This window comes from Shewanella eurypsychrophilus, from assembly GCF_007004545.3.
GTDB lineage: Bacteria > Pseudomonadota > Gammaproteobacteria > Enterobacterales > Shewanellaceae > Shewanella > Shewanella eurypsychrophilus.
In genome coordinates this window covers 4,527,115-4,546,996 of record NZ_CP045503.2, presented here as the reverse complement: position 1 = coordinate 4,546,996, position 19,882 = coordinate 4,527,115, and the positions used below count along the sequence as shown (strand labels likewise).

18 protein-coding genes are annotated in these 19,882 nt (G+C 45.1%); 10 read left to right on the top strand and 8 right to left on the bottom strand.

Annotated elements, in window-relative coordinates:
- The first annotated feature begins 57 nt into the window (after positions 1-57).
- The 3 genes from FM038_RS19460 (at position 58) to FM038_RS19450 (ending at position 3,684) form a co-directional block, all read left to right on the top strand.
- Complete coding sequence (locus FM038_RS19460) at positions 58-2,136, top strand: protein-disulfide reductase DsbD family protein (protein WP_419555601.1); 2,079 nt, start codon at positions 58-60, stop codon at positions 2,134-2,136.
- A 220-nt stretch (positions 2,137-2,356) separates the two neighbouring features.
- Positions 2,357-3,115: a DsbA family protein gene (locus FM038_RS19455; RefSeq protein ID WP_223293101.1), complete on the top strand. Its 759-nt coding sequence runs from the start codon at positions 2,357-2,359 to the stop codon at positions 3,113-3,115.
- 44 nt (positions 3,116-3,159) lie between these two features.
- Complete coding sequence (locus FM038_RS19450) at positions 3,160-3,684, top strand: protein disulfide oxidoreductase (RefSeq protein ID WP_142871688.1); 525 nt, start codon at positions 3,160-3,162, stop codon at positions 3,682-3,684.
- A gap of 70 nt (positions 3,685-3,754) precedes the next feature.
- On the opposite strand, the gene FM038_RS19445 is transcribed toward FM038_RS19450, so the two are convergent.
- Together FM038_RS19445 and FM038_RS19440 are read right to left on the bottom strand one after the other, a co-directional pair.
- Positions 3,755-4,120, bottom strand: coding sequence for a hypothetical protein (locus FM038_RS19445; protein WP_142871612.1), 366 nt, complete (start codon positions 4,118-4,120; stop codon positions 3,755-3,757).
- 99 nt (positions 4,121-4,219) lie between these two features.
- Positions 4,220-5,536: an NAD(P)/FAD-dependent oxidoreductase gene (locus tag FM038_RS19440; RefSeq protein WP_223292910.1), complete on the bottom strand. Its 1,317-nt coding sequence runs from the start codon at positions 5,534-5,536 to the stop codon at positions 4,220-4,222.
- A gap of 280 nt (positions 5,537-5,816) precedes the next feature.
- Between FM038_RS19440 and FM038_RS19435 the strand changes: the two genes are divergently transcribed.
- Genes FM038_RS19435 through FM038_RS19425 form a run of 3 tightly spaced genes read left to right on the top strand, consistent with a single transcriptional unit; the run spans position 5,817 to position 8,755 of the window.
- Positions 5,817-6,389, top strand: a complete 573-nt coding sequence (locus FM038_RS19435; protein WP_142871614.1) for a peroxiredoxin family protein — start codon at positions 5,817-5,819, stop codon at positions 6,387-6,389.
- The gene (locus tag FM038_RS19430) at positions 6,383-7,036 is read left to right on the top strand and encodes a gluconate 2-dehydrogenase subunit 3 family protein (protein WP_142871615.1); all 654 of its coding nucleotides are present in this window, start codon (positions 6,383-6,385) and stop codon (positions 7,034-7,036) included. Before FM038_RS19435 ends, FM038_RS19430 begins: the two co-directional genes overlap by 7 nt.
- A 24-nt stretch (positions 7,037-7,060) precedes the next feature.
- The gene (locus FM038_RS19425) at positions 7,061-8,755 is read left to right on the top strand and encodes a GMC family oxidoreductase (protein ID WP_142871616.1); all 1,695 of its coding nucleotides are present in this window, start codon (positions 7,061-7,063) and stop codon (positions 8,753-8,755) included.
- A 188-nt stretch (positions 8,756-8,943) separates the two neighbouring features.
- Here the strand turns inward: FM038_RS19425 and FM038_RS19420 are convergent, their stop codons facing one another.
- Positions 8,944-10,911, bottom strand: coding sequence for an alkyl/aryl-sulfatase (locus FM038_RS19420; protein ID WP_195873130.1), 1,968 nt, complete (start codon positions 10,909-10,911; stop codon positions 8,944-8,946).
- A 292-nt stretch (positions 10,912-11,203) separates the two neighbouring features.
- A complete protein-coding gene (locus FM038_RS19415; protein ID WP_142871617.1) occupies positions 11,204-12,751 on the bottom strand; it encodes a leucyl aminopeptidase in 1,548 nt (515 codons plus the stop codon).
- A 417-nt stretch (positions 12,752-13,168) separates the two neighbouring features.
- On the opposite strand from FM038_RS19415, the gene FM038_RS19410 reads away from it, so the two are divergent.
- A complete protein-coding gene (locus FM038_RS19410; RefSeq protein ID WP_142871618.1) occupies positions 13,169-13,429 on the top strand; it encodes a type 2 periplasmic-binding domain-containing protein in 261 nt (86 codons plus the stop codon).
- 157 nt (positions 13,430-13,586) lie between these two features.
- Here the strand turns inward: FM038_RS19410 and FM038_RS25330 are convergent, their stop codons facing one another.
- The 3 genes from FM038_RS25330 to FM038_RS19400 form a co-directional block, all read right to left on the bottom strand.
- The gene (locus FM038_RS25330) at positions 13,587-13,715 is read right to left on the bottom strand and encodes a hypothetical protein (RefSeq protein ID WP_272877518.1); all 129 of its coding nucleotides are present in this window, start codon (positions 13,713-13,715) and stop codon (positions 13,587-13,589) included.
- Between the two features lie 75 nt (positions 13,716-13,790).
- Positions 13,791-14,237 (bottom strand): GFA family protein, encoded by a 447-nt coding sequence (locus tag FM038_RS19405; RefSeq protein WP_142871619.1) that lies wholly within the window; start codon positions 14,235-14,237, stop codon positions 13,791-13,793.
- A gap of 103 nt (positions 14,238-14,340) precedes the next feature.
- Entirely contained in the window at positions 14,341-14,571 is a 231-nt protein-coding gene (locus tag FM038_RS19400) for a hypothetical protein (protein ID WP_142871620.1), read from the bottom strand.
- Positions 14,572-15,115: 544 nt separating this feature from the next.
- Between FM038_RS19400 and FM038_RS19395 the strand changes: the two genes are divergently transcribed.
- Together FM038_RS19395 and FM038_RS19390 are read left to right on the top strand one after the other, a co-directional pair.
- Positions 15,116-16,132: an IS110 family RNA-guided transposase gene (locus FM038_RS19395; RefSeq protein ID WP_142871492.1), complete on the top strand. Its 1,017-nt coding sequence runs from the start codon at positions 15,116-15,118 to the stop codon at positions 16,130-16,132.
- A gap of 465 nt (positions 16,133-16,597) precedes the next feature.
- The gene (locus tag FM038_RS19390) at positions 16,598-16,804 is read left to right on the top strand and encodes a dodecin (RefSeq protein WP_142871621.1); all 207 of its coding nucleotides are present in this window, start codon (positions 16,598-16,600) and stop codon (positions 16,802-16,804) included.
- A 102-nt stretch (positions 16,805-16,906) separates the two neighbouring features.
- Here the strand turns inward: FM038_RS19390 and queG are convergent, their stop codons facing one another.
- Positions 16,907-18,103: a tRNA epoxyqueuosine(34) reductase QueG gene (gene queG, locus FM038_RS19385; protein ID WP_142871622.1), complete on the bottom strand. Its 1,197-nt coding sequence runs from the start codon at positions 18,101-18,103 to the stop codon at positions 16,907-16,909.
- 398 nt (positions 18,104-18,501) lie between these two features.
- Here queG and FM038_RS19380 point away from each other — a divergent pair, with 398 nt between their 5' ends.
- On the top strand, positions 18,502-19,869 hold the full coding sequence (locus tag FM038_RS19380) for an MFS transporter (protein WP_142871623.1): 1,368 nt from the start codon (positions 18,502-18,504) through the stop codon (positions 19,867-19,869).
- Positions 19,870-19,882 lie beyond the last annotated feature (13 nt).

Sequence of the window (19,882 nt, the reverse complement as noted above, 5' to 3'; positions counted from 1 at the left end):
ATTGAGTAAGGTATTTACACCTAAGTGTTTGCAGCTAACGTTAAATAGGAGAGTCAATTGAAGTTTATAAAATCAATATTCTTGGCTTTGTGTGTCTTAATCTCTTTAAGTGCCAGCCAGATAGTTGTTGCAGCTTCCACTGGGTGGCTGACCAATGACAATCATCCACCAGTTAAGCTGAGGTTTATGCTCACTGGGGAGCTAGATCCCGAAACTAAAACCTTGCCTGCTGTGTTAGAGGTAAAGTTAGACGGTGATTGGAAGACCTATTGGCGCACTCCCGGTGAAGGCGGCATAGCGCCGAGCATAAAATGGGATAAGTCTAGCAACCTTAATCAGGTTGACTGGTCATGGCCGGCTCCAGATAAGTTTTCATTGCTCGGTATGCAAACGTTTGGCTATCAAGGTGAAGTGGTGTTCCCGTTATTGCTGAGATTAGATGACATCAATGCGGATACTCAGTTACATGGCAAGTTCACCTTGTCTTCTTGTACCACCATCTGTGTGCTCACCGATTATGAGATAAATCTGGATATTAATCCGAGTGCGCTCAGAGCCGATACAGACGCCATGTTTGCCTATAATAAAGCGCTCTCTAAGGTGCCACAGAAGTTAACGGAAACGGATTCATCGTCTGCTATCCAGCTAGGCTGGGACAGTACAAAGTCACAACTTGAAGTCGTTTTGGATGACGAGCAATGGCAGAGACCTGAGATAATTATTGACGGCGAGCCTGACACCATTTTTAAGTTAGTCAGCACTAACACCATTAAAAATGAAGATGGCAGTCAACAGCTATCGTTCATTTTTGAGGGAGAGAGCTGGCTTGGAGAACCTGAGTTAATTGGCAACTCCTTGAATGTCACTGTGGTCGACAGTCATCGAGCCATGGAGTATTCAGCATCTGTTAGCGCGACGACAATCATAGAGTCTGGCAGCTCATTGCTGACTATCCTGATGTTCGCCTTACTGGGCGGATTGATCCTTAATGTGATGCCTTGCGTATTACCTGTGCTTGGGATGAAGTTGAGTTCGGTGGTTGCGGCGCCAGATCTACAGAAAAATCAGATCCGTCAGCAATTTATCGCCTCTGCATTGGGTATTTTAGTCTCTTTCTGGTTGTTAGCAGGCTTTATATTAATGTTGAAGCTGACAGGGCAGGCCATTGGCTGGGGGGTGCAGTTCCAAAATCCTTGGTTTATCGGTTTTATGGCCTTGGTAACTTCGGTATTTGCACTGAACATGTTGGGTGCATTCGAGATTAACCTACCATCAAGTTTTCAGACTAAGCTTGCTACGACCGGCGGTAATAATAATCGCGGCCATTTCCTGCAAGGTATGTTTGCCACCTTGCTTGCCACACCGTGTAGTGCACCTTTCTTAGGAACTGCTGTGGCGTTCGCTCTTGGCGCTGATACTTTGAGTTTGTTTGTCATATTTACCGCCTTAGCTGTCGGTATGGCACTGCCTTGGTTAGTGGTGGCAGCGTTTCCTCAGGTGGCGAGTTACTTCCCAAAACCTGGGCGTTGGATGAGTGTGGTTAAGGTCATATTTTCGGTGTTATTGCTGATCACTAGCTTGTGGCTCATTAGCCTGTTGAGTAGCTTCTTAGTTGTGAGTTACCTATATGTGGCTGCAGGAATACTCTTGCTCACCTTCTTCATTTTTATGGCTAAATCTGTGGGTGTTTCAGCCGTAATTGCCACATTCAGTGTCACCTTAATGTTGGCTGCTGTGAGCGCATTTATGACCTCTGATCAATGGGCTAAGCCCTTACCGACGGATCTTGATTGGACACCATTGAGTGAAACCTTAATTCGAGAACAGGTTGCGCAGGGGAAAACAGTGTTTGTCGATGTGACGGCAGATTGGTGTATTACCTGTAAGGCCAACAAGGTTGGGGTGATATTGCAGGACCCTGTTTACAGTGCCCTTAAGCAAGAGCATATCTTGTTAATCAAAGGGGATTGGACCACTCCTTCCCAGCAGATCACCAACTACTTGCAGAGTCATAATCGTTTTGGGGTGCCATTTAACGTGGTTTATGGCCCGAATGCACCAAAGGGTATTGAGCTGCCAGTGATCTTATCGACAAAAGATGTCTTAGCAGCCATAGAACGTGCTTCTGCAAGGTAGTCGATTATAGAACATGCCTGCTCTAGACCGATTTGTTTAGAGCGTAAACAAACACTGAGCAGGCAAACTAGAACAAGGCAGCGATTAGCTAGCAAGCTAATCGAGGCCAAAAATTGGAGTTAATATGATATTTTCAAGTAAAGCAGTGACATCAGGTGTGAATTCAAAAACGAAGAGCATATCTTGGACAAATAGGGTTTTTCAATCGCGTAAATTGCAGATGTTTGCAGTCTCAGGAATAACCGCATCGATTCTATTTATCTCATCTCAAATCACTTTTATCTCATCGGCCCATGCTGAAGTAACAAGTCTAAGCACTGAGCAGCAACAAGATGTGAGGGCGATTATTAAAGATGCCTTGCTCAATGATCCTGAACTCTTGAAAGAAGCCATCATAGCTTTGCAGACTCGTGAGCAGCAAGGTGCGAGCTCTGCCAAGCAGACGGCTCTGGATGATAACCATAGCGCCATGTATGAGACTAAGAGCGATCCTTGGAAGGGCGCTGAAAACCCTGAGATCACTATGGTGTACTTTACCGATTTTAACTGCCCCTATTGTAAGAAAATAGAACCATCTCTTAATAAGCTGATTGAAGAGTTTCCTCAGCTTAAAATCATCGTCAAGATGGTGCCGCTCCAAGGTGAAGGCTCTAAGATGGCCGTCGAGTTAGCACAAACGGTGTGGCTTAATGAACCTGAAAAATATATCAAACTAAAAGATATGTTGATGTCGAGCCCGCGTCGATTAGATTCAGCGTCAATTGCCAAGGTGGCTAAGCTAACAGACACTGAACACTGGTTAGGTAAAACAGACGCGAGAGTCGCTGAGATGGTACATGACAATGTAAAGCTAATGAGAGATTTAGGTATCGGCGGCACACCTAGCATGATCTTTGGCGACAAGGTGATCCCAGGTCTTGTGCCCTATGATGTGCTCAAAGAGCAGTTGCAAGAAGTGATTGAGGCGCAAGGTAAATGAATCAGACTGAAAAGGATAAGCTTGATATTGTTAAGCATGAGAATATGAGCTCGGGTAAAGCGACACCCTCTCCAATGAAGAGAGTTTTTAGCTGGGTGAAACAGGTCGCTCTGTTTATGCTATTTGCCATTGTTATCACTGGCGCCATGGATATCTGGCGCGGCAAGGATATTCCCCGAGATAACCTACCTGATCTTATAGGACTCACACTCGAAGGGACAGATATTGATATTAAGGCTTTGAGTCAAGATCAAGCGGTACTTGTGTACTTTTGGGGGATCTGGTGCCCTGTTTGTAATTTTGTTAGTCCAGCGGTGGATACCATGGCCAGCATGTACCCCGTGGTTTCCGTGGCAATGAATTCCGGACCCGATGATAAGATGACTAAATATCTGGCCCATAAAGGCTATGAGTTTGAAACCATCAATGACAGTAATAATGACATTGCTCGTGATTGGTCGGTACAACTTACGCCGACCTTGATGGTGTTTAAAGATGGTGAGTTAATCCACTACACCACAGGTTTTACCAGCTTACCGGGCATGTGGTGGCGCATGTTGTTGTCTTAATACTGTTTGTTGCGACTTGGGTGTGTCGATTAGCGCTTAAAGCTAGGCTTTATGCGCTAATTATTTTCACTTAGTTATTAGTAAAGCTGACTCGATATTGCTTATCTATGATGAAGCTGAGCTTTGTGCCTAGCTGAGAGAAGTTATCATCGTCAAAATGATACTCGATATGCCCTTGGGCCACCTGAGCACCATTAATTGAAACGAGCTGATAGGTGACTAGGCCTGTTTTTTCTTGGGGAGAAAAATAGATGGTATGACGGCTCTTGGCCTTAACGGGTTCGAAGATGATTTGGCTGCTTGGCAGGTTAAAAATGGCTTGGTAAAAACTTCTATCAGAGAGATTTTTGACAAAAACTTGTGGCGAAAGATAGTGGTAAGCAATACCACTCATGATGATGAGTAAACAGAAAATGAGTCCAATCGTTCGCTTCATATATCTACTTTGTCGTGAACCTTAGACTCAGATTAACCGAATTGTCCTGCTACGGCAAAGCCCCTTCCTCAAACGCGAGAGGGCTTCTTTTGAGTATGACTATTTAAAGCGCATCGGCATAAAGGGAGCGAGGTCGACATCAGGCGTCTTGCCTGTGATGAGATCACAAATAATTTTTCCCGTTATAGGTCCAAGGCTGAGTCCCATCATGGCATGGCCTGTTGCTATATAGAGGTTATCGATACCGGGTGCTGGACCGATAATGGGCAAACCGTCAGGCGTACAGGGGCGAAAGCCGGACCAGAACTGGCTGCGGTCTATTTTTTCGCTGTCGAATGTGGGTAAGTATTGACCGACGGATTGCAATAAACCAGTGATCCTATTTGGACTTAATCCTCTCGACTCCTGATCCGCTAATACACCTAGCTCCATAGTGCCACCAAAGCGGATCTCATCATTAAACGGGCTTACGGCGACTTTAGCTTCGCTCAAGATAAAGGGGGTTTTACATGAGAATAGGCGGGTATTTTCTATAGCCTTGTTCTCTAAAGTGATGCTAATTCCTTTACCTGCTAGCACAGGTACGGTTAAACCTAACTTTTTAGCTAATTGAGCTGACCAGGCACCATTAGCCAGTACGACGCTGTCAGCTTTCACCGCTCCTTTTGTGGTGTGAATAGCAGTTATTATCAGTTGAGACTGAAGTTTAGCTTGAGTGTCAAAGCGGGTCACCTCTGTGTGCTCTAGGAACTCCACTCCATTAGTTTGCAGGTAGCTCTTCATCGATGAGATGAACTCGAAAGGTTCGATATGTGCATCTTCGGGATAAAGCGCGGCGCCTACAACATCAAATTCAATCTCAGGTTCTAACGCTCTTAGGGCTTCTCTATCAAGGATTTTTGCTTTGAGCCCCAGTGCATTCGCTTGCGAAACCGTGATTGCCTCCTCATCTAACCCAGCTTGAGTCTTAAAGAGCATCAGTAGCCCTTTTTGATGAAATTGAAAATCGAGATCGTCACATTTATGCAGTGCTTGATAGAGCTCAAGGGATTTTAAGTTGATATCGAGAATCGCTTGCTGACTTTGTTGGGTATGTGCTGTAGTACATTTTTTAGCAAATGATAACAGCCACTTGATAAAATCAAGATCCAGGCTTGGTCGCACAAAGAAGGGGCTTTTGGGGTTAAGCATCCATTTAAGCCCTTTTTGAATCATGCCTGGGGCTGCCAAAGGAATAAAGTGGCTTGGAGTGATATAGCCAGCATTGCCAAAAGAGCAGGCTTTTCCTATCTCATCTTTCTCAATAACCACGACTTTTTTACCTGATTGATGAAGGTAGTAAGCACTGCATATACCTATTATCCCACCACCTATGATGGCGACATCTCTGTTATTGTTAATAAGGGATAACGACATCATGACACCTCACTGCATATATAGATAATCCCACCACCTATGATGGCGACATCTTTGTTATTGTTGATAGCGGATAGCGACATCATTACACCTCAATTCATATCTTAGTGATGACAAGCTACCCTGAGTGACTGCTTAATAGTTGTTCTAAATCAATTAAACATAGGAAACTAACTTAACTTGAATTATTTTATTGATGAAGGCGGTCTGCTTGTACAAGTTAGTATTTATTGAGTTCGCTTTTGTAAGTCATCAAGAGATATCAAGGATTAGGTGAAAGATGAATAGAGCTATGAGTTCCCTTAAGCAAGGAGTTATTGCTGTATTGATATTGGTAGTCGTTGCTGTTACCCATCAAGCAATAGCAGCTCCAATAGCCGTCGGTGAGTTAGCGCCCGACTTTAGTATGCAGCAGCTAGATGGCACTGAGTTTAATCTGAGTGAACACCGCGGTGAGCACTCGGTTTATCTCATATTCTGGAACACTTGGTGTGGCCCCTGTATGAAGAAGACGCCTAAGCTGGTGGAGATTCAAAATGAGTATGGTGAACAGGTTAAGCTGTTGGCTATCAATACCAGCTGGAGCGACTCATTACCGGAAATTTCCCGCTTTCAATCTCACTTCTCTACTAACTATGCAATCGCCTTCGACAGTGAAGCTGAGGTGACTCACCTTTACGGTGTTATAGGCACGCCAACCAGCTTTTTAGTGGATATCAATGGGGTGATCAGACAAGTTGACGGTATCACCCATACCTTGAGTGCCAATATCGCTCAGTGGAATACACCACAGCCAGAAACTGAGCCAAGCTTGCTAGCGATAGAGGCTTGTAACAAGGACAGTCTATGTTAAGTAAAGATAAGCTGCAGAACGATACGTTAAAAAAGGGCTCTAGCAAACCTGAACTGATGAGCGCTTACTCTAGCGGGCTCAATCGTCGTGCCTTTTTAAGGAAAACGGGTGCAGCAGCTATATTACTTGGCTTGATTGGCGCTAAACCTTTAGTCGTCACTGCTGCCGATGAGGAGACTCTTGTTGATAAAGCCACTGATAAAGTCGATTTTAGTGCCCATCAACAAGCTGTGATAGAGGCTGTGCAGATGCAGCTATTTCCCGATGATGGTGATGGCCCATCGGCAAAAACACTTAATGCATTTCGTTATCTGATCTGGGCGCTTGAAGATCCTGATAATAAAGCCGACGGCGACAAAGAGTTTATTTTACGGGGAGTAGGCTGGCTCGAAGATTTAGCCAAAACCACCCAAGGGGCTAGCTTCATTACGCTTGCTAGTCGTGAGCAAGATACTGTGCTTAAACAGATAGCCAACAGCCGCGCAGGCGAGAACTGGCTTTCTTTGTTGCTCTATTATCTGCTTGAGGCGCTGACCTTAGATCCTATTTATGGCGGTAACACAGATGGCATAGGCTGGCAGTGGATCGAGCATCAGCCAGGCTTTCCACGTCCAGTTCAAGGTAAAACTTATTTAGATTTTAATTAGGCTGGATCATCGGGTGAGTATCGAATGAAAAATAATAAAGAGTTTGATATCTGTATCGTTGGCAGCGGTGCAGGGGCGGGACCAATCGCCTATGAGTTAGCCAAGGCTGGCTACAAGGTTGCAGTGTTGGAAAAGGGCAAGTGGTTTAAAGAAAATGACTTTTTTAAAGATGAGCAACTGGGTCGCCATAGTGTATTTCGCTCACAATTTAACGATGAGCGCCATATTTTAGAGGAGCCTAATGGTGATGGCAGTTGGTCATCGGATACCACAGCGCAATTTTGGGGCGGCAATATCGTCGGTGGCGCGACTAACTTTATGAGCGCTTACTTTCATCGACTTAAGCCCCAGGATTTTAGACTGGTTTCTGAGTATGGTGACATTGAGGGGGCTAATAACGTCGACTGGCCCATTAGTTATGATGAGCTAGAGCCCTATTACACTAAGGTTGAGCAGGTCGTTGGCGTTTCTGGAAAAGTGGTGAAACACCCGAATTTAGAACCTCGTTCGACCAAAGATTATCCCTTTCCTCCAACCGCTGAGCATCCGGTCGCTCAGCGTTTTGATATTGCCTGTAAGAGTTTAAAGCTACATCCACTGCCTATGGCAAGGGGGATTTTATCTATTCCTTTCAATGGCCGTTTGAGCTGTGAATATTCAGGTTATTGTGGCAGTTATGGTTGTCACTCTGGCGCAAAAGCCAGCTCTCGTGCTGCGCTATTAGATGCAGCAGTCAAAACGGGTAATTGTAAAATAGTCACTCAGGCTAAGGTGTATCGACTTAATACTGATGAGTCAGGCAAGGTCACTTCAGCTGATTATTTCGATCTTGCAGATGAAGATAGCTCAAAACGTGTTAGCGCAAAACTGTTTGTGGTGGCCTGCTACTCGATAGAGAGTGCTCGCTTGTTACTGTCGAGCACAGGTAAAAGGCATCCAGATGGCATAGGTAATCGCTATCAGCAGGTGGGTAAAAATCTGCACTGCTGCGCGGGAGGTACGGGTCACGGTGTGTTTGAGATGGATAAGCTAAAGGAGTTTGAAGTAAAGCAGCTCAAAGTTCGCGGCCCCTTCTTTAATCGGGCACTGCAAGATTGGTATGAGATTGATGATAAGTCAGTATCTGATAAGCCGATAAAAGGTGGCACGCTTGATTTTGTGTTCGACCCGCCATCGCCAACAGGGGCGACATCTGGCTTGAAGTGGCAGGGAGATAACCTGCTTTGGGGAACGCCGCTGAAACAGAAAATTAAGTCTCACTTTACCCAATCGAAAGATTTTAAGTTTGAGGTATTCTGTGACTGGCTCACTAATGATGAGTGTTACGTCAGCTTAGACAAAGATGAGAAAGACAGGTGGGGTCAGAGCGTTGCCAAAGTCAGAGCTGGCTTTCATTCCCATGATGAGAAGGTGGCTCAGTATTTAGTGGACCGCGGCGTGGAAGTGATGAAAGCCATGGGCGCTCACAAAGCGTGGGGCAATGTGTTTACTCAGCCAACCTCTAACTTAGTTGCTGGTGGCTGCCGTTTTGGCAATGATCCTAAAACTTCTGTGCTAGACAAAAACTGCAAAGTGCATGATTGCGACAACCTCTATGTAACCGATGGTTCATTTATGCCAAATGGTGGCAGCGTTACCCCAACGTTTACCATCTACGCCAATGCGTTTCGGGTGGCGGACAAGATTCTAGAAAGGCTTTCTAAGGCCCAAGTAAGTTAATTTATGGCTTAAATGGGAGGCAGTGTGACCCCAACTTTTACGATTTATGCTAATGCGTTTCGGGTCGCAGATAAGATTTTGGAACAGCTAAAAAATCTGTAAGTGATAACTTGTAAATAAAAGGCGAGTTCCTAGGTTCGAGTTCCTAGGTTCTAGAACCTAGGAACTCGAACCTAGTGAGCCTTTTATTATGGCGTGACAACATTAAACCAGAAGTTAAAATCATCCAGCATACCGAGAAACTCCTTAAATTGTTTCTTGTCGCCACTTATCTTCACCGAGCCATTTTTGATGGCTTCATCGAAGGTGAGTTCTTTAAGCTGAATACTGTTCATGGTTTTCATCGACATAACTAGAGCAACATCAGGTTTTTTAACTTGGTTCTTGCTGTGGTGCAGAACGGCATTTTCTACCGTTAAGGTGTACTTACTCTTAAGATCGGTAAAGTCGATATTGATATCAAACACTTTACCCGCCGCTTTTTCCGAGTCGAGTCTGACCGCCAAGAAATCAAACAGCATGTCCGGGGTCATGGCACGAATGGTATCTGGTGTAGCGGTCTGAGTGCCTCCAGCCGTTGGCACGCCGTTTCTCAGCTCATAGGCACCTTGCAGGTAGACTGAACGCCATGGACCTGATTCGGCCTGATAACCAAGTTGCTCGAAAGCATCGGCCAACAACTCTTTCGCTGGCTGACTCTTAGGGTTAGCAAACACGGCATGTTTCATCACTTCAGCAACCCAGCGATACTCTCCTTTATCGAATGAGACCTGAGCTTTTTTAATCACTGCGGCTTCGCCGCCCATAAACTCCATATACTTTTTCGCTACCATCTCTGGCGGCAGGTTATTGAGGTTTGAGGGATTACCGTTATACCAGCCCATATACTTTTGATACACGGCGCGGCTATTATGGCGAAGGGTGCCGTAGTAACCGCGAGTCGGCCAGTTTTGTTCCAGCTCGGCAGGTAAGGTGATCATCTCGGAGATCTCTTCACCTGTATAACCTTGGTTCATCAGGCGTACCGATTGGTCATGGGTAAACTTGTAGATATCCCGCTGCTTTTTAAAGTAGGGAATGATGTTTTCAGCGTCCCATACCGGCCAGTGATGACTCTGAAATTTAACTTCAGCCTGACTGCCCCAGGTGTCGATGGTTTCGTCGAGAAAGCTGGCCCAAATCAATGCATCCCGCACCTGAGCGCCGCGCAGGGTCAAGATGTTATGCATGGTATTGGTGGCGTTTTCTGCCATCCAAAGCGCCTTCATATCGGGGAACCAGGTATTCATTTCGGCTGGAGCCTCACTGCCAGGCGTGAGCTGAAACTCCATGTTGACCCCATCGATACTGAGTTTTTCACCGGTTTTGGTGATCTCATGGCTAGGTAATAATAGGCCGGCGAGTCCGGTTGAAACTGTCATTCCCAGACCACCATTGACGCCACCTTTTGCATTGCGGGGCAGCATAGCGCCATACATGTACACTGCCCGGCGACCCATGGCGTTACCTGCAATCACATTTTCAGAGACAGCATGCTCGGTAAAGTGTTCGGGTGAGATAATTTGTACCTTTCCCGATGCAATTTGTTCTGCAGTCGCTATGCCTGTCGCTCCGCCATAATGATCGATATGGCTATGGCTGTAGATGATAGCAACAACTGGACGTTCTCCTAACTGCTCATTGATAAAGTCCAACGCCGCTTTTGCGGTTTCAGGTGAGATAAGTGGATCGAAGACAATCCAGCCAGTCTTACCCTTGATAAAGGTGATATTGGAGAGATCGAAGCCTCGAATTTGATAGATGTTTTCGGTGACTTTGAATAGACCATGTTGGATCACAAGCTGTGAGTTACGCCATAAACTTGGGTTAACAGTATCGGGCGCGTCCTTATCGATACTGATGAAGGTCTTGTACTGCTCCAGATCCCAGACCACATTGCCCTGAGCATCTTTAATTGTGACCGTATCTGGTTTGGCGATGAAGCCTCGTTGGGCATTTTCAAAATCTTGTCTGTCACTGAAGGGCAAGGCCTTAAGTACTGCCGCATTGGCTTCCTTGGTAAATTGGCTGGCGGATTTTGACTGAGTAGCAGCAATACTCGAGTGAGGTAAAACCAGAGAAAATGCTACCAAGAGGGCAAGCTTAGTTCTATTCATTACAAATTCCTTTTATAACGGAGAGCGAAAAGCTGGTATGACTATCGAACCTAGAGGAAAGTGATTAATTTATCAACAGTCAAAGGGATGATGAGACAATATTTACATCGCTGGCGGTTATATGGTTTTGCATGCATGCTTTGTAGGCCTGACACATTTACCATCCATGCAAATGTGTTTCGGATGGCGGATAGGATATTGGAGCGATTACAGAAGCTATAAGTTGTAAGCTGTAAGTTATATAAAGCGAGTTCCTAGGAGCTAACACCTAGGAACTCTGGCTCCATTAAAGCTATTTTTCTTGATTCACTATCCAGTGACTCAATAGACGAACGCCATGTCCAGTACCACCTGCCGGGGTTACACCTTTATCTTTTGCTGCTAGCGCACTACCTGCGATATCCAGATGGACCCACTTAGTGTCGCCGGTAAACTGCTGTAAGAATACTGCAGCAGTCGTTGCGCCTGGCCCGCCGTAGCCCGCATTTTTAAGATCGGCAATCGGACTCTTGAGCAGATCATCATAAGCGAGTGGCAGGCGCCAGACTTTCTCGTCGACTGCTAGGCCCGACACGGTAAGTTCATTGACTAAGGTATCGTCATCGCTGAATAAACCTGTGTAACGTTTGCCTAAGGCGCGAACCTTAGAGCCGGTTAAGGTCGCCACATCGACCATTATCTCAGGCTGATAGAATTCACGGGCATACCAGAGAGCATCGGCCAGAACTAAGCGTCCCTCGGCGTCTGTATTGAGTACTTCGACGCTCAACCCTTCGGCTGTCATCACCACATCACCAGGGGCAAAGGCGGTTTTTGACACCATGTTTGCTGCCATCGCCATGACGGCAACCACATTGACGTCGGCTTTCTGCATCGCCATGGCTTTCACGGTACCGAGTACCGCTGCTGCGCCAGCCATGTCAGACTTCATGCGAGATATTGAGTCCCCGGTAGCCTTGATATTGTATCCGCCTGAGTCAAAGGTGATCCCTTTACCGACAAGAGCAATAGGAGCATCATTGTTGCCTTGCCAATGAGCGATAACCAGACGCGAACCTTCCTCTGAACCACGACCCACAGCGTGCAGCGCGCCCATGCCAAGTTGTTTAATCTTCTTAGGCTCTAAGACAGTGACTTTTACCCCAAGCTTTTTGAGCTCTTTAGCCGCAGCAGCAAAATGAACTGGATTCATTTCGGTGGGCACCTCAGAGGTAAGATCTCGCGCCAGGAATACGCCCTGCTCGATAGCCGCTAGCTGCTGATAATTGTCTGTAGCCTTGATCGGCTCTGCGACTTGTATGGTGTAACTTTTCTCGGCAGGCTTTTTCTCTGAAAGGTATTTATCAAACTTGTAGGCACGCAGATTGATGCCGTGAGCCAGCTCTGCGGCGAAGCTGGCATTACTGCTAGCGTCAGCGATTCCTGCAGTTAAAATCGTGATCTTGTCAGTTGAGTGTTTGTTCAAGTAGGCTGTCACAGATGCACCTAAGGTGTTGACTTGGCCTGGGGTCATCTTGCTGGCATCACCTAGGCCTATCACTACCAGACGTTTAGCATCGAGTCCGCTTGGGATTAAAATCTCAACTAGTTGCTTGCTGTCACCGGTGAAATCTTGCAGTGCCAAAGCTTTTGAGATCTGTTGATTAGATAACTTATCGAGGCGCGCTAAGTCGCTGGATACTTGGCTCTTGGCTTGAAAGACTACAAGGGTTTCGGCTGATTTTGTGTCGTTATGTCCAACGAAGTTGAATGTTTCTGCTTGTGCGGCAAAGCCGCTTAATAGACCGAAAGTGAGCGACGTCGTAAGGGCGGTAGAAAGAAGAGTTTTTTTAGTTAGCATTATTTTCTCTATGTTGAATAATCAGTATGGCGAATTCAGTGCTGGAGTAACTTGGTAACAAATTGGTTGAATTTAACTGGTTTTTGTTACTTTCTTTACTAGTCTACAAAACGAAAATTAGCCGAAACTGAACTAGCTATCAAGATCCATACAATATGTACGCTTACCTCCTATGCAATGCCTGCTTACCTTGATTTCAGCATCTTGCTAACACGCGCCACAGTATTATCACTATAAAGTAGCTACACTTTTCAGGTGTGTGAAATACAAGGTTTACCAATGCTGCTGTTACGTACTTTCATAATACTTTCAATCTGTTTCAGTACTATTTCGTCCGCTTGTACATTAGTCATGGGGTACCGCACAACTGCACGTGAGCCCAACATATAGGCTGCGCCAGATAGTAGTGGCTTATATTTGGAGCTTTACTCAGAAGTTGCAAAGAGAATTAATTGCAGTTTACAGGTGGTCAGAAAACCAAAAAACCGTATTCTTCGTGGCTTACAGTCAGGGGAGATCGATTTTTATCCTGGTTTTGTGTTTAATGAGGAGCGGACAAAGTATGTGTTTTTTATTAGAAATGGCCTGCCATCAAAGCCAGTAGGACTTAGCCGTATTGAGCTGCCAGAGGTCAACAGCTACTATGATCTTAAAGGTAAAACGTTACAGCTCAGCTGAGCCTATTATCTAAAGCAACATCCTCGTAAAGATGAACTGAAACTGCACACTAACAAGTTTCCGTTGAAAGCAGAGGGCCTAGCTTTGAGGGCTGGAGGAATACCAACAAACTGAAACTCTAATTTGTGTCGACCATTATAAATGGCGAGCACTAAACCTAGGATACGAAGTAGTTAAGTCCGAAAGTCCAGCCAAAATATACAGCCACACAGAAAATAGTTGAATAGACCCAAGCCGATTTTAATCTGTTATCTAGCTTAAAATCTTTATGTGAATAGTTACTCATGATTCATCCTTGTGCTTGAGTTATGGACTAGTAATGGTTAGCTCAATCGAGTAGAGCTCGACGTCGCTAAACTTTTTAGTATTGCGCTTTCTTCATGGTATCTGCAGGTTTGACGTAACTGCCAAAGGCTTCTGGGTGTTGAATACCACCTCCTGCAATCTCGTCCCAATTGGCTTTTGAATCAACCCAAATATGGTGGGCCACTTTTAGATTGTCAGTATCAGTGTCGTTAGATAGCAGACCCGCTGGGATATACATCCGAGCGTCATCATTTTTCCCAGGCAAGCTGGAGCCGCATTGAGTACAAAAACTAGTCTGCCAGTCATGGTTAGGTTTGGTCCAAGTTTTAATAGACTCTTCACCTTGAACCCAGCGAAAGTTTTCGTTGTCAGTTACCACAACCGCAATGCCATTTGCACCCGTGCTCCCCCGGCAAATAGAGCAATGACAAAAATAAACATCTTTGATTTCGCTGGTGAGCTCAAACACCACCTCACCACAATTACACTTTCCTATAGTCATTCATACCTCTGGGAATAATTATCGCCACAATAAGAGTTTTTAGTTTGCTAAGTTTGCAAAGTGAAACTGAGTAAATTGAATCCGTCCTGCTTTATTTACTTTGTTAAGTACTTTTATTATTTTCCTTTTGTAATTCACAAAGCTCATCAATTGCTAAACGTACTTCTGAACGATACTCATGAGTTAGCTCATTGTTATGTCGATTAAATATTTCTAGAGTTGTTTGTATACCCTCTAGTTTGTTATCTGCACTGTTCTTAAGGGATAATGATAACCATGAGATAACGCATAAAACACTAAGTAGAATAATCACTATTATTTCAAATGTACTCATAATTTATCTCTTTTTTTTCAATGACACTTTACTTGCCTATGATCTTATTTTTAAAGCTTAACATTACCATCTTACTGAATTTAAATAACTTACTTTCTCACCACTATAGCTGGTCTTGATTTCGCTCAACAAACTTGGGTTAATTTCGTACAAAGCTCCAGTACAACATAGCCATACTCTCTTGTTGCTATTAACAGCGATCTATTTCAGATTTTTAGAAAGAGCATGAAATACAGAAGCGTAAAGGGGATGAAGCTATATAGAGCTTGAAGAGGAAACAAGTTAATGACAAATCGAAGAGATACTCTTTCTTTAGAGCATCAGATGTAAGCGCGGCTGTGACCGTCCGTGACATGGGCGCTCTATGACATCCATATCATCACGGCATTTGTGAATCCATTCACATCAGATGTCACGGGCGAGTTTATAGGGACATACTCGCACCGTGTCACAGATAATGGAATGGACCCATCCCCTTTTAATCGGCCTCGCAATGGGCCACGATGTAGTTGCTAAAACTCATCAGAAAGAGGACGGGTCCACTATGAAGATTACTACAATTGGTTTAGATATCGCAAAGTCTGTTTTTCATTTTGTTGCAGTAAATCAGGCTGGCAAGCTAGTAAAAAAGAAGATGCTCAGGCGAAAAGATGTGATGTGCTTTGTTGCCAAGATAGAGCCATGCCTAATAGTCATGGAGGCCTGTGGTAGCGCAAACTATTGGGCTAGGGAGTTTCAAAAACTCGGGCACCAAGTGAAGTTAATCGCGCCACAATTTGTCATTCCCTATCGACAAGGGAATAAGAATGATTATAACGATGCCCTTGCCATTGCTGAGGCTGCCCAAAGGCCGAACATGCGCTTCGTACAACCAAAGCCTGTTGAACAGCAGGATGTACAGATGCTTCACCGAATGAGGCAGCGTTTAAACAAACAGTCTACAGCTTTAGTCAACCAAGTCAGAGGCATGCTGGCAGAATACGGCATCGTAATAGCGAAAAGCAAAGCGGCATTTAGAAAAGCGTTTCCTGACATTTTATCTGATGAAAACAATGAGCTGACAGTGAAAGGAAGATACATATTTCGTCAGTTGCATGACGAGTTTAGCGATATTGAGAAACGTCTAAAAAGCTGTGATATGCAGATAGTAGAAGAGAGAAATACAAACCCAGTTTGCCAGCGTATAGAGACATCGCCAGGTATAGGCCCTATCACCTCTACTGCTTTTTACGCAGCCGTAGGGGATGGAAAAGACTTCACCAATGGTAGGCACTTCTCAGCCTGGTGTGGCTTAGTGCCAAAGCAACATAGCAGTGGCGGTATTGATAACCTGCTAGGGATAAGTAAAAGAGGCAATGCCTATTTACGAACGTTATTTATACACGGCGCAAGAGCGGTCTTGCAGCACTGCGGAGGGAAGCAAGATAAGCTGAGCCGCTGGGCATACGCTTTGGCTGAAAGAAAGGGGTTCAATAAAGCTTGTGTTGCAGTAGCGAACAAGCTTGCAAGAATGACCTGGGCTATTGCTGCAAGGGAAGATGAATATAGGACATTTGCGTAGCAGTTAGCCCTACAGTAAGACGAACCGAGTTAGTGTAAAAACACACCAGCAAGTTGCTACGACACTTGATTTGATGATGAGACAGTCAGACTGCTCTACTTAAAACCTTACAAACACTTAGGCTCTATAAGAAGCCGTACAGATGATAAGGAAAGTAGAGGCAAATATCCATCAGGGCCAGAGGTTAACCTCATAAACAGGCCGAATATATGGGTGCAATGAACTCTTCTCAAAATTGATATCAAATGTCTTGCAAACGGGATGGGTCCATATAAGTGCTTGCACATAAGTCCACGGCAGGTGATAGATTAGAATGAAGGTAAGCAGACGAATTAGCTTACCACTTGGATAACCGTTATAACGCCACGATAACGTCATTCTCTGCGTGGAATGACTCTCTTTTAACTAGACTATACTCATAAAACGCTTTACTGAACCCATTAGCCTGAGACGTTGGAGTGAGCCATGAGCCATACTTACAAACTGATTGAATTAGTCGGATCTTCCCCTATCAGCTCAGATGAAGCGATAAAAAATGCAGTGACCAGTGCAGGTCAAAGTTTGCAGCATCTTAGATGGTTTGAGGTGGTGGAAACCCGGGGTCATATTGAGGCTGGCTTGATCGCCCATTGGCAGGTAACGATCAAGGTAGGGTTTACGATAGACCCATAAGCTGAGAAGCCTTAAGTTCTAAGCTGTAAGTGATAAGTACGAGATGACAGCTTTACTTACAGCTTATAGCTTTCTTTGCACTGTCTTGAGCTCATTACTTGTTTACGCATCTCTGGGCAAGCCTTTCTCGACGCTGCGGATCACTCTTTGCGTCTTACGGCTAATGCTATTGCTTTGCTGTATTAATCGCTCATTTTGTTGAATCAGTGCCCAGTCTATATGCTCGATAACAAGTTCATCGACTTCATCTGAGTTTTTTCTTGCCTCGAGAGCGTCGATAATCTTCTGTGAAGCAGGCGCATTTCCGAGGGCAACGGCGATATTTCTTAGCCAACGTTTATGACCGATACGGCGTATTGGACTGCCTTCGGTGATCTTCAAAAATTCGGCTTCATTCCAGCTAAATAATGTGAGCAGTTCAGGCTGCTTCAGTGGATCTCGAGTATGAAAGTCACTCTCTACAGTCAGCGGTGCTTTACTGTTTACTGGGCAGACTAGCTGACAATCATCGCAGCCATAGATACGATTACCGATGAGGGAGCGAAACTCTTCTGGAATAGCACCTTGTAGCTCAATGGTCAGATAAGAAATACAGCGCCTGCCATCGACAATATAGGGCTCGACGATGGCATTGGTCGGGCAAGATTTGATGCAGGCGACGCAGGTATTACAGCCCTCTTCGATAGGAATATCAACGGGCAAAGGCAGGTCAATAAACAGCTCGCCGAGAAAGAACCAGCTGCCAGCTTCTTGATTGAGTAGTAGGCTATGTTTTCCCGTCCAACCAAGGCCTGCTTTATCTGCTAATGGGCGTTCCAGGATCGGTGCCGAGTCGACAAAAGGGCGAAAGTTGGTCTTGCCTGCATCCATAGTGTCTAATTCAGCCTGGATCATCTGACCGAGTTTTTTGAGTCGGTTACGGATCATCTTGTGATAATCACGGCCGCCGGCATAGCGGGAGATATACGCCAGATTAGGATCTTTTAAGTTAGCGGCAAAGCCAGCTTCAGGCGGCAAGTAGTTCATTCTTGCGGAGATGACCCGAATGGTACCAGGATGAAGCTCATGGGGCCTTGCGCGCATCATGCCATGGGCTTGCATGTAATTCATGTCACCGTGGTAACCCTTGTCTAGCCACTCTTGTAATTTAGGCTCTTCGGCTGTCAAATCAGTATCACAAATACCAATTTGAGCGAAGCCTAACTCTTGTCCCCACTGCTTTATCTTCACAGTTAGCGATCTGAGCTGTGCTTGAGTGAAAGGATGAGAATTAATTAGGGGGAAAACTGAGTCTGACATAGGGTTTAATAGGCAATGAAATACCTAAATATGATAACAGTAAACCGCTAAGTTGGCCTTATCTTTGATTGATGCCTGCCTCATAGAGTCACAAGTCTTGTCATCGCATAAAAATATGCACCCAGTGAAGTTCAAATTCCTAAGCCCTTGTTTGCTCTTTTAAATATAACCTAAAGTGAACTCCTAACCTGCTGGTTATTATCTTTTTGTTATATCTTTGATGCGTATTGAAATAGCAGTTTTTTTGCTAAAAGCCCTTATGGTTTAAACCCTTACAGGGCGTGAGCTGCAAGAGTTTGCTATTGGTTAACAAGCTTGTTTTGGACATTTGCTCGTCTTGACACTCTTGCCTAGCAGGCTCTAGCTTGAAGGTATTCAAGAGATGAAGAGTGAGCGCCATGAGCAATGAAGAGGCAAGGATAGGCGGTACTAATTCAGTATCCGAAACAGCATCAGCAAGCGACGCCAGTGAGAACATATCTGCTAAGCCAGTAGGAATTTTTTATGGCTGGTGGATAGTGCTGGGCGCTGTTATCGGGTTATCACTGGGCTACAGTGTGATTGCCATGTCTTTTGGCACATTTATTAAGGAGTTTGAAACGGCCTTTGGTTGGACGCGTGGCGAGATCTCGTTCGGTTCAACTGTGATTGGCATTACCGCGATTATATTCTTTCCCTATGCAGGTGTCTTAGTCGATAAATATGGCGTGAAAAAGATCTTAATTCCTTCCACTTTCCTATTTGGCTTAGTGATGGCGTCGATGTCGCTGCTAACTCCGTCACTGTGGCACTTTTATGCCATGTGTATTTTGATCCCCTTGTTAGGGGCGGGTACTGCGCCTTTAACATATTCCCGTCTGCTAGTGAGCTGGTTCGATAAGAAACGCGGCTTAGCATTAGGCATAGGTTTGAGCGGTGTGGGACTAGGCACCACTATGGTGCCGTTTCTTGCTTCCTATTTTATTGAGAATTATAGCTGGCGTGAGGCTTATCTAGTGATTGGCGCACTGATCATTCTAGTGGTACTGCCAATCACAAAGTTCGTGTTAGTCAACAAGCCAAAGGATAAAGGTTTAGTGGCAGATGGCGTTGTGCTAACCGATAAAGAGATAAAACACAGAGCCGAAACTGAGCAGGCGCAAAGTCATGTACGTGTGGGATATACCGCGCAAGAAGCGTTGAAGAAAAAGGCCTTCTGGTTAATGGTTGGCTCGTTTGTTATTACCGGTCTCACGACCTCGACCTTGTTGGTACATCTGGTGCCCATGATGATGGATAGGGGGGCAAGCCTGCAAGAAGCGGTAGGCACTTTTGCCTATCTGGGGATGTCGATTGTTGGTGGTCGCCTGATTGCCGGCTATTTGATGGATAAGTTTTTTGCGCCTTATGTGGTGGTTGTCTTTATGTTAGGGCCAATCATCGGCTTAGCAGTATTTGCCATGGGGGCTACAGGCGAGATGGCGGCATTGTCGACGGGGCTTATTGGTATCGCCATCGGCGCCGAGTTTGATGTGATGGCCTACTTTACCACTAAGTATTTCGGTAAGCGTTCATTTGGCGCTATCTATGGTTATGGCTATTCGGGCTTCAAGCTAGGTGCCAGTGTCGGACCGCTCATTATGGGGGTGGCCTATGACAGCTTAGGTCGTTACACCGAGGTTCTTTGGGGTATGTCTGCCACCATGATTATCGCCTGTGTGTTGATTCTGATGATGGGTCAATATCCCCAATTACCGTCAAGGCCAGTTGAAAAATCTAGCAGATAAATCAGTGAGTGAT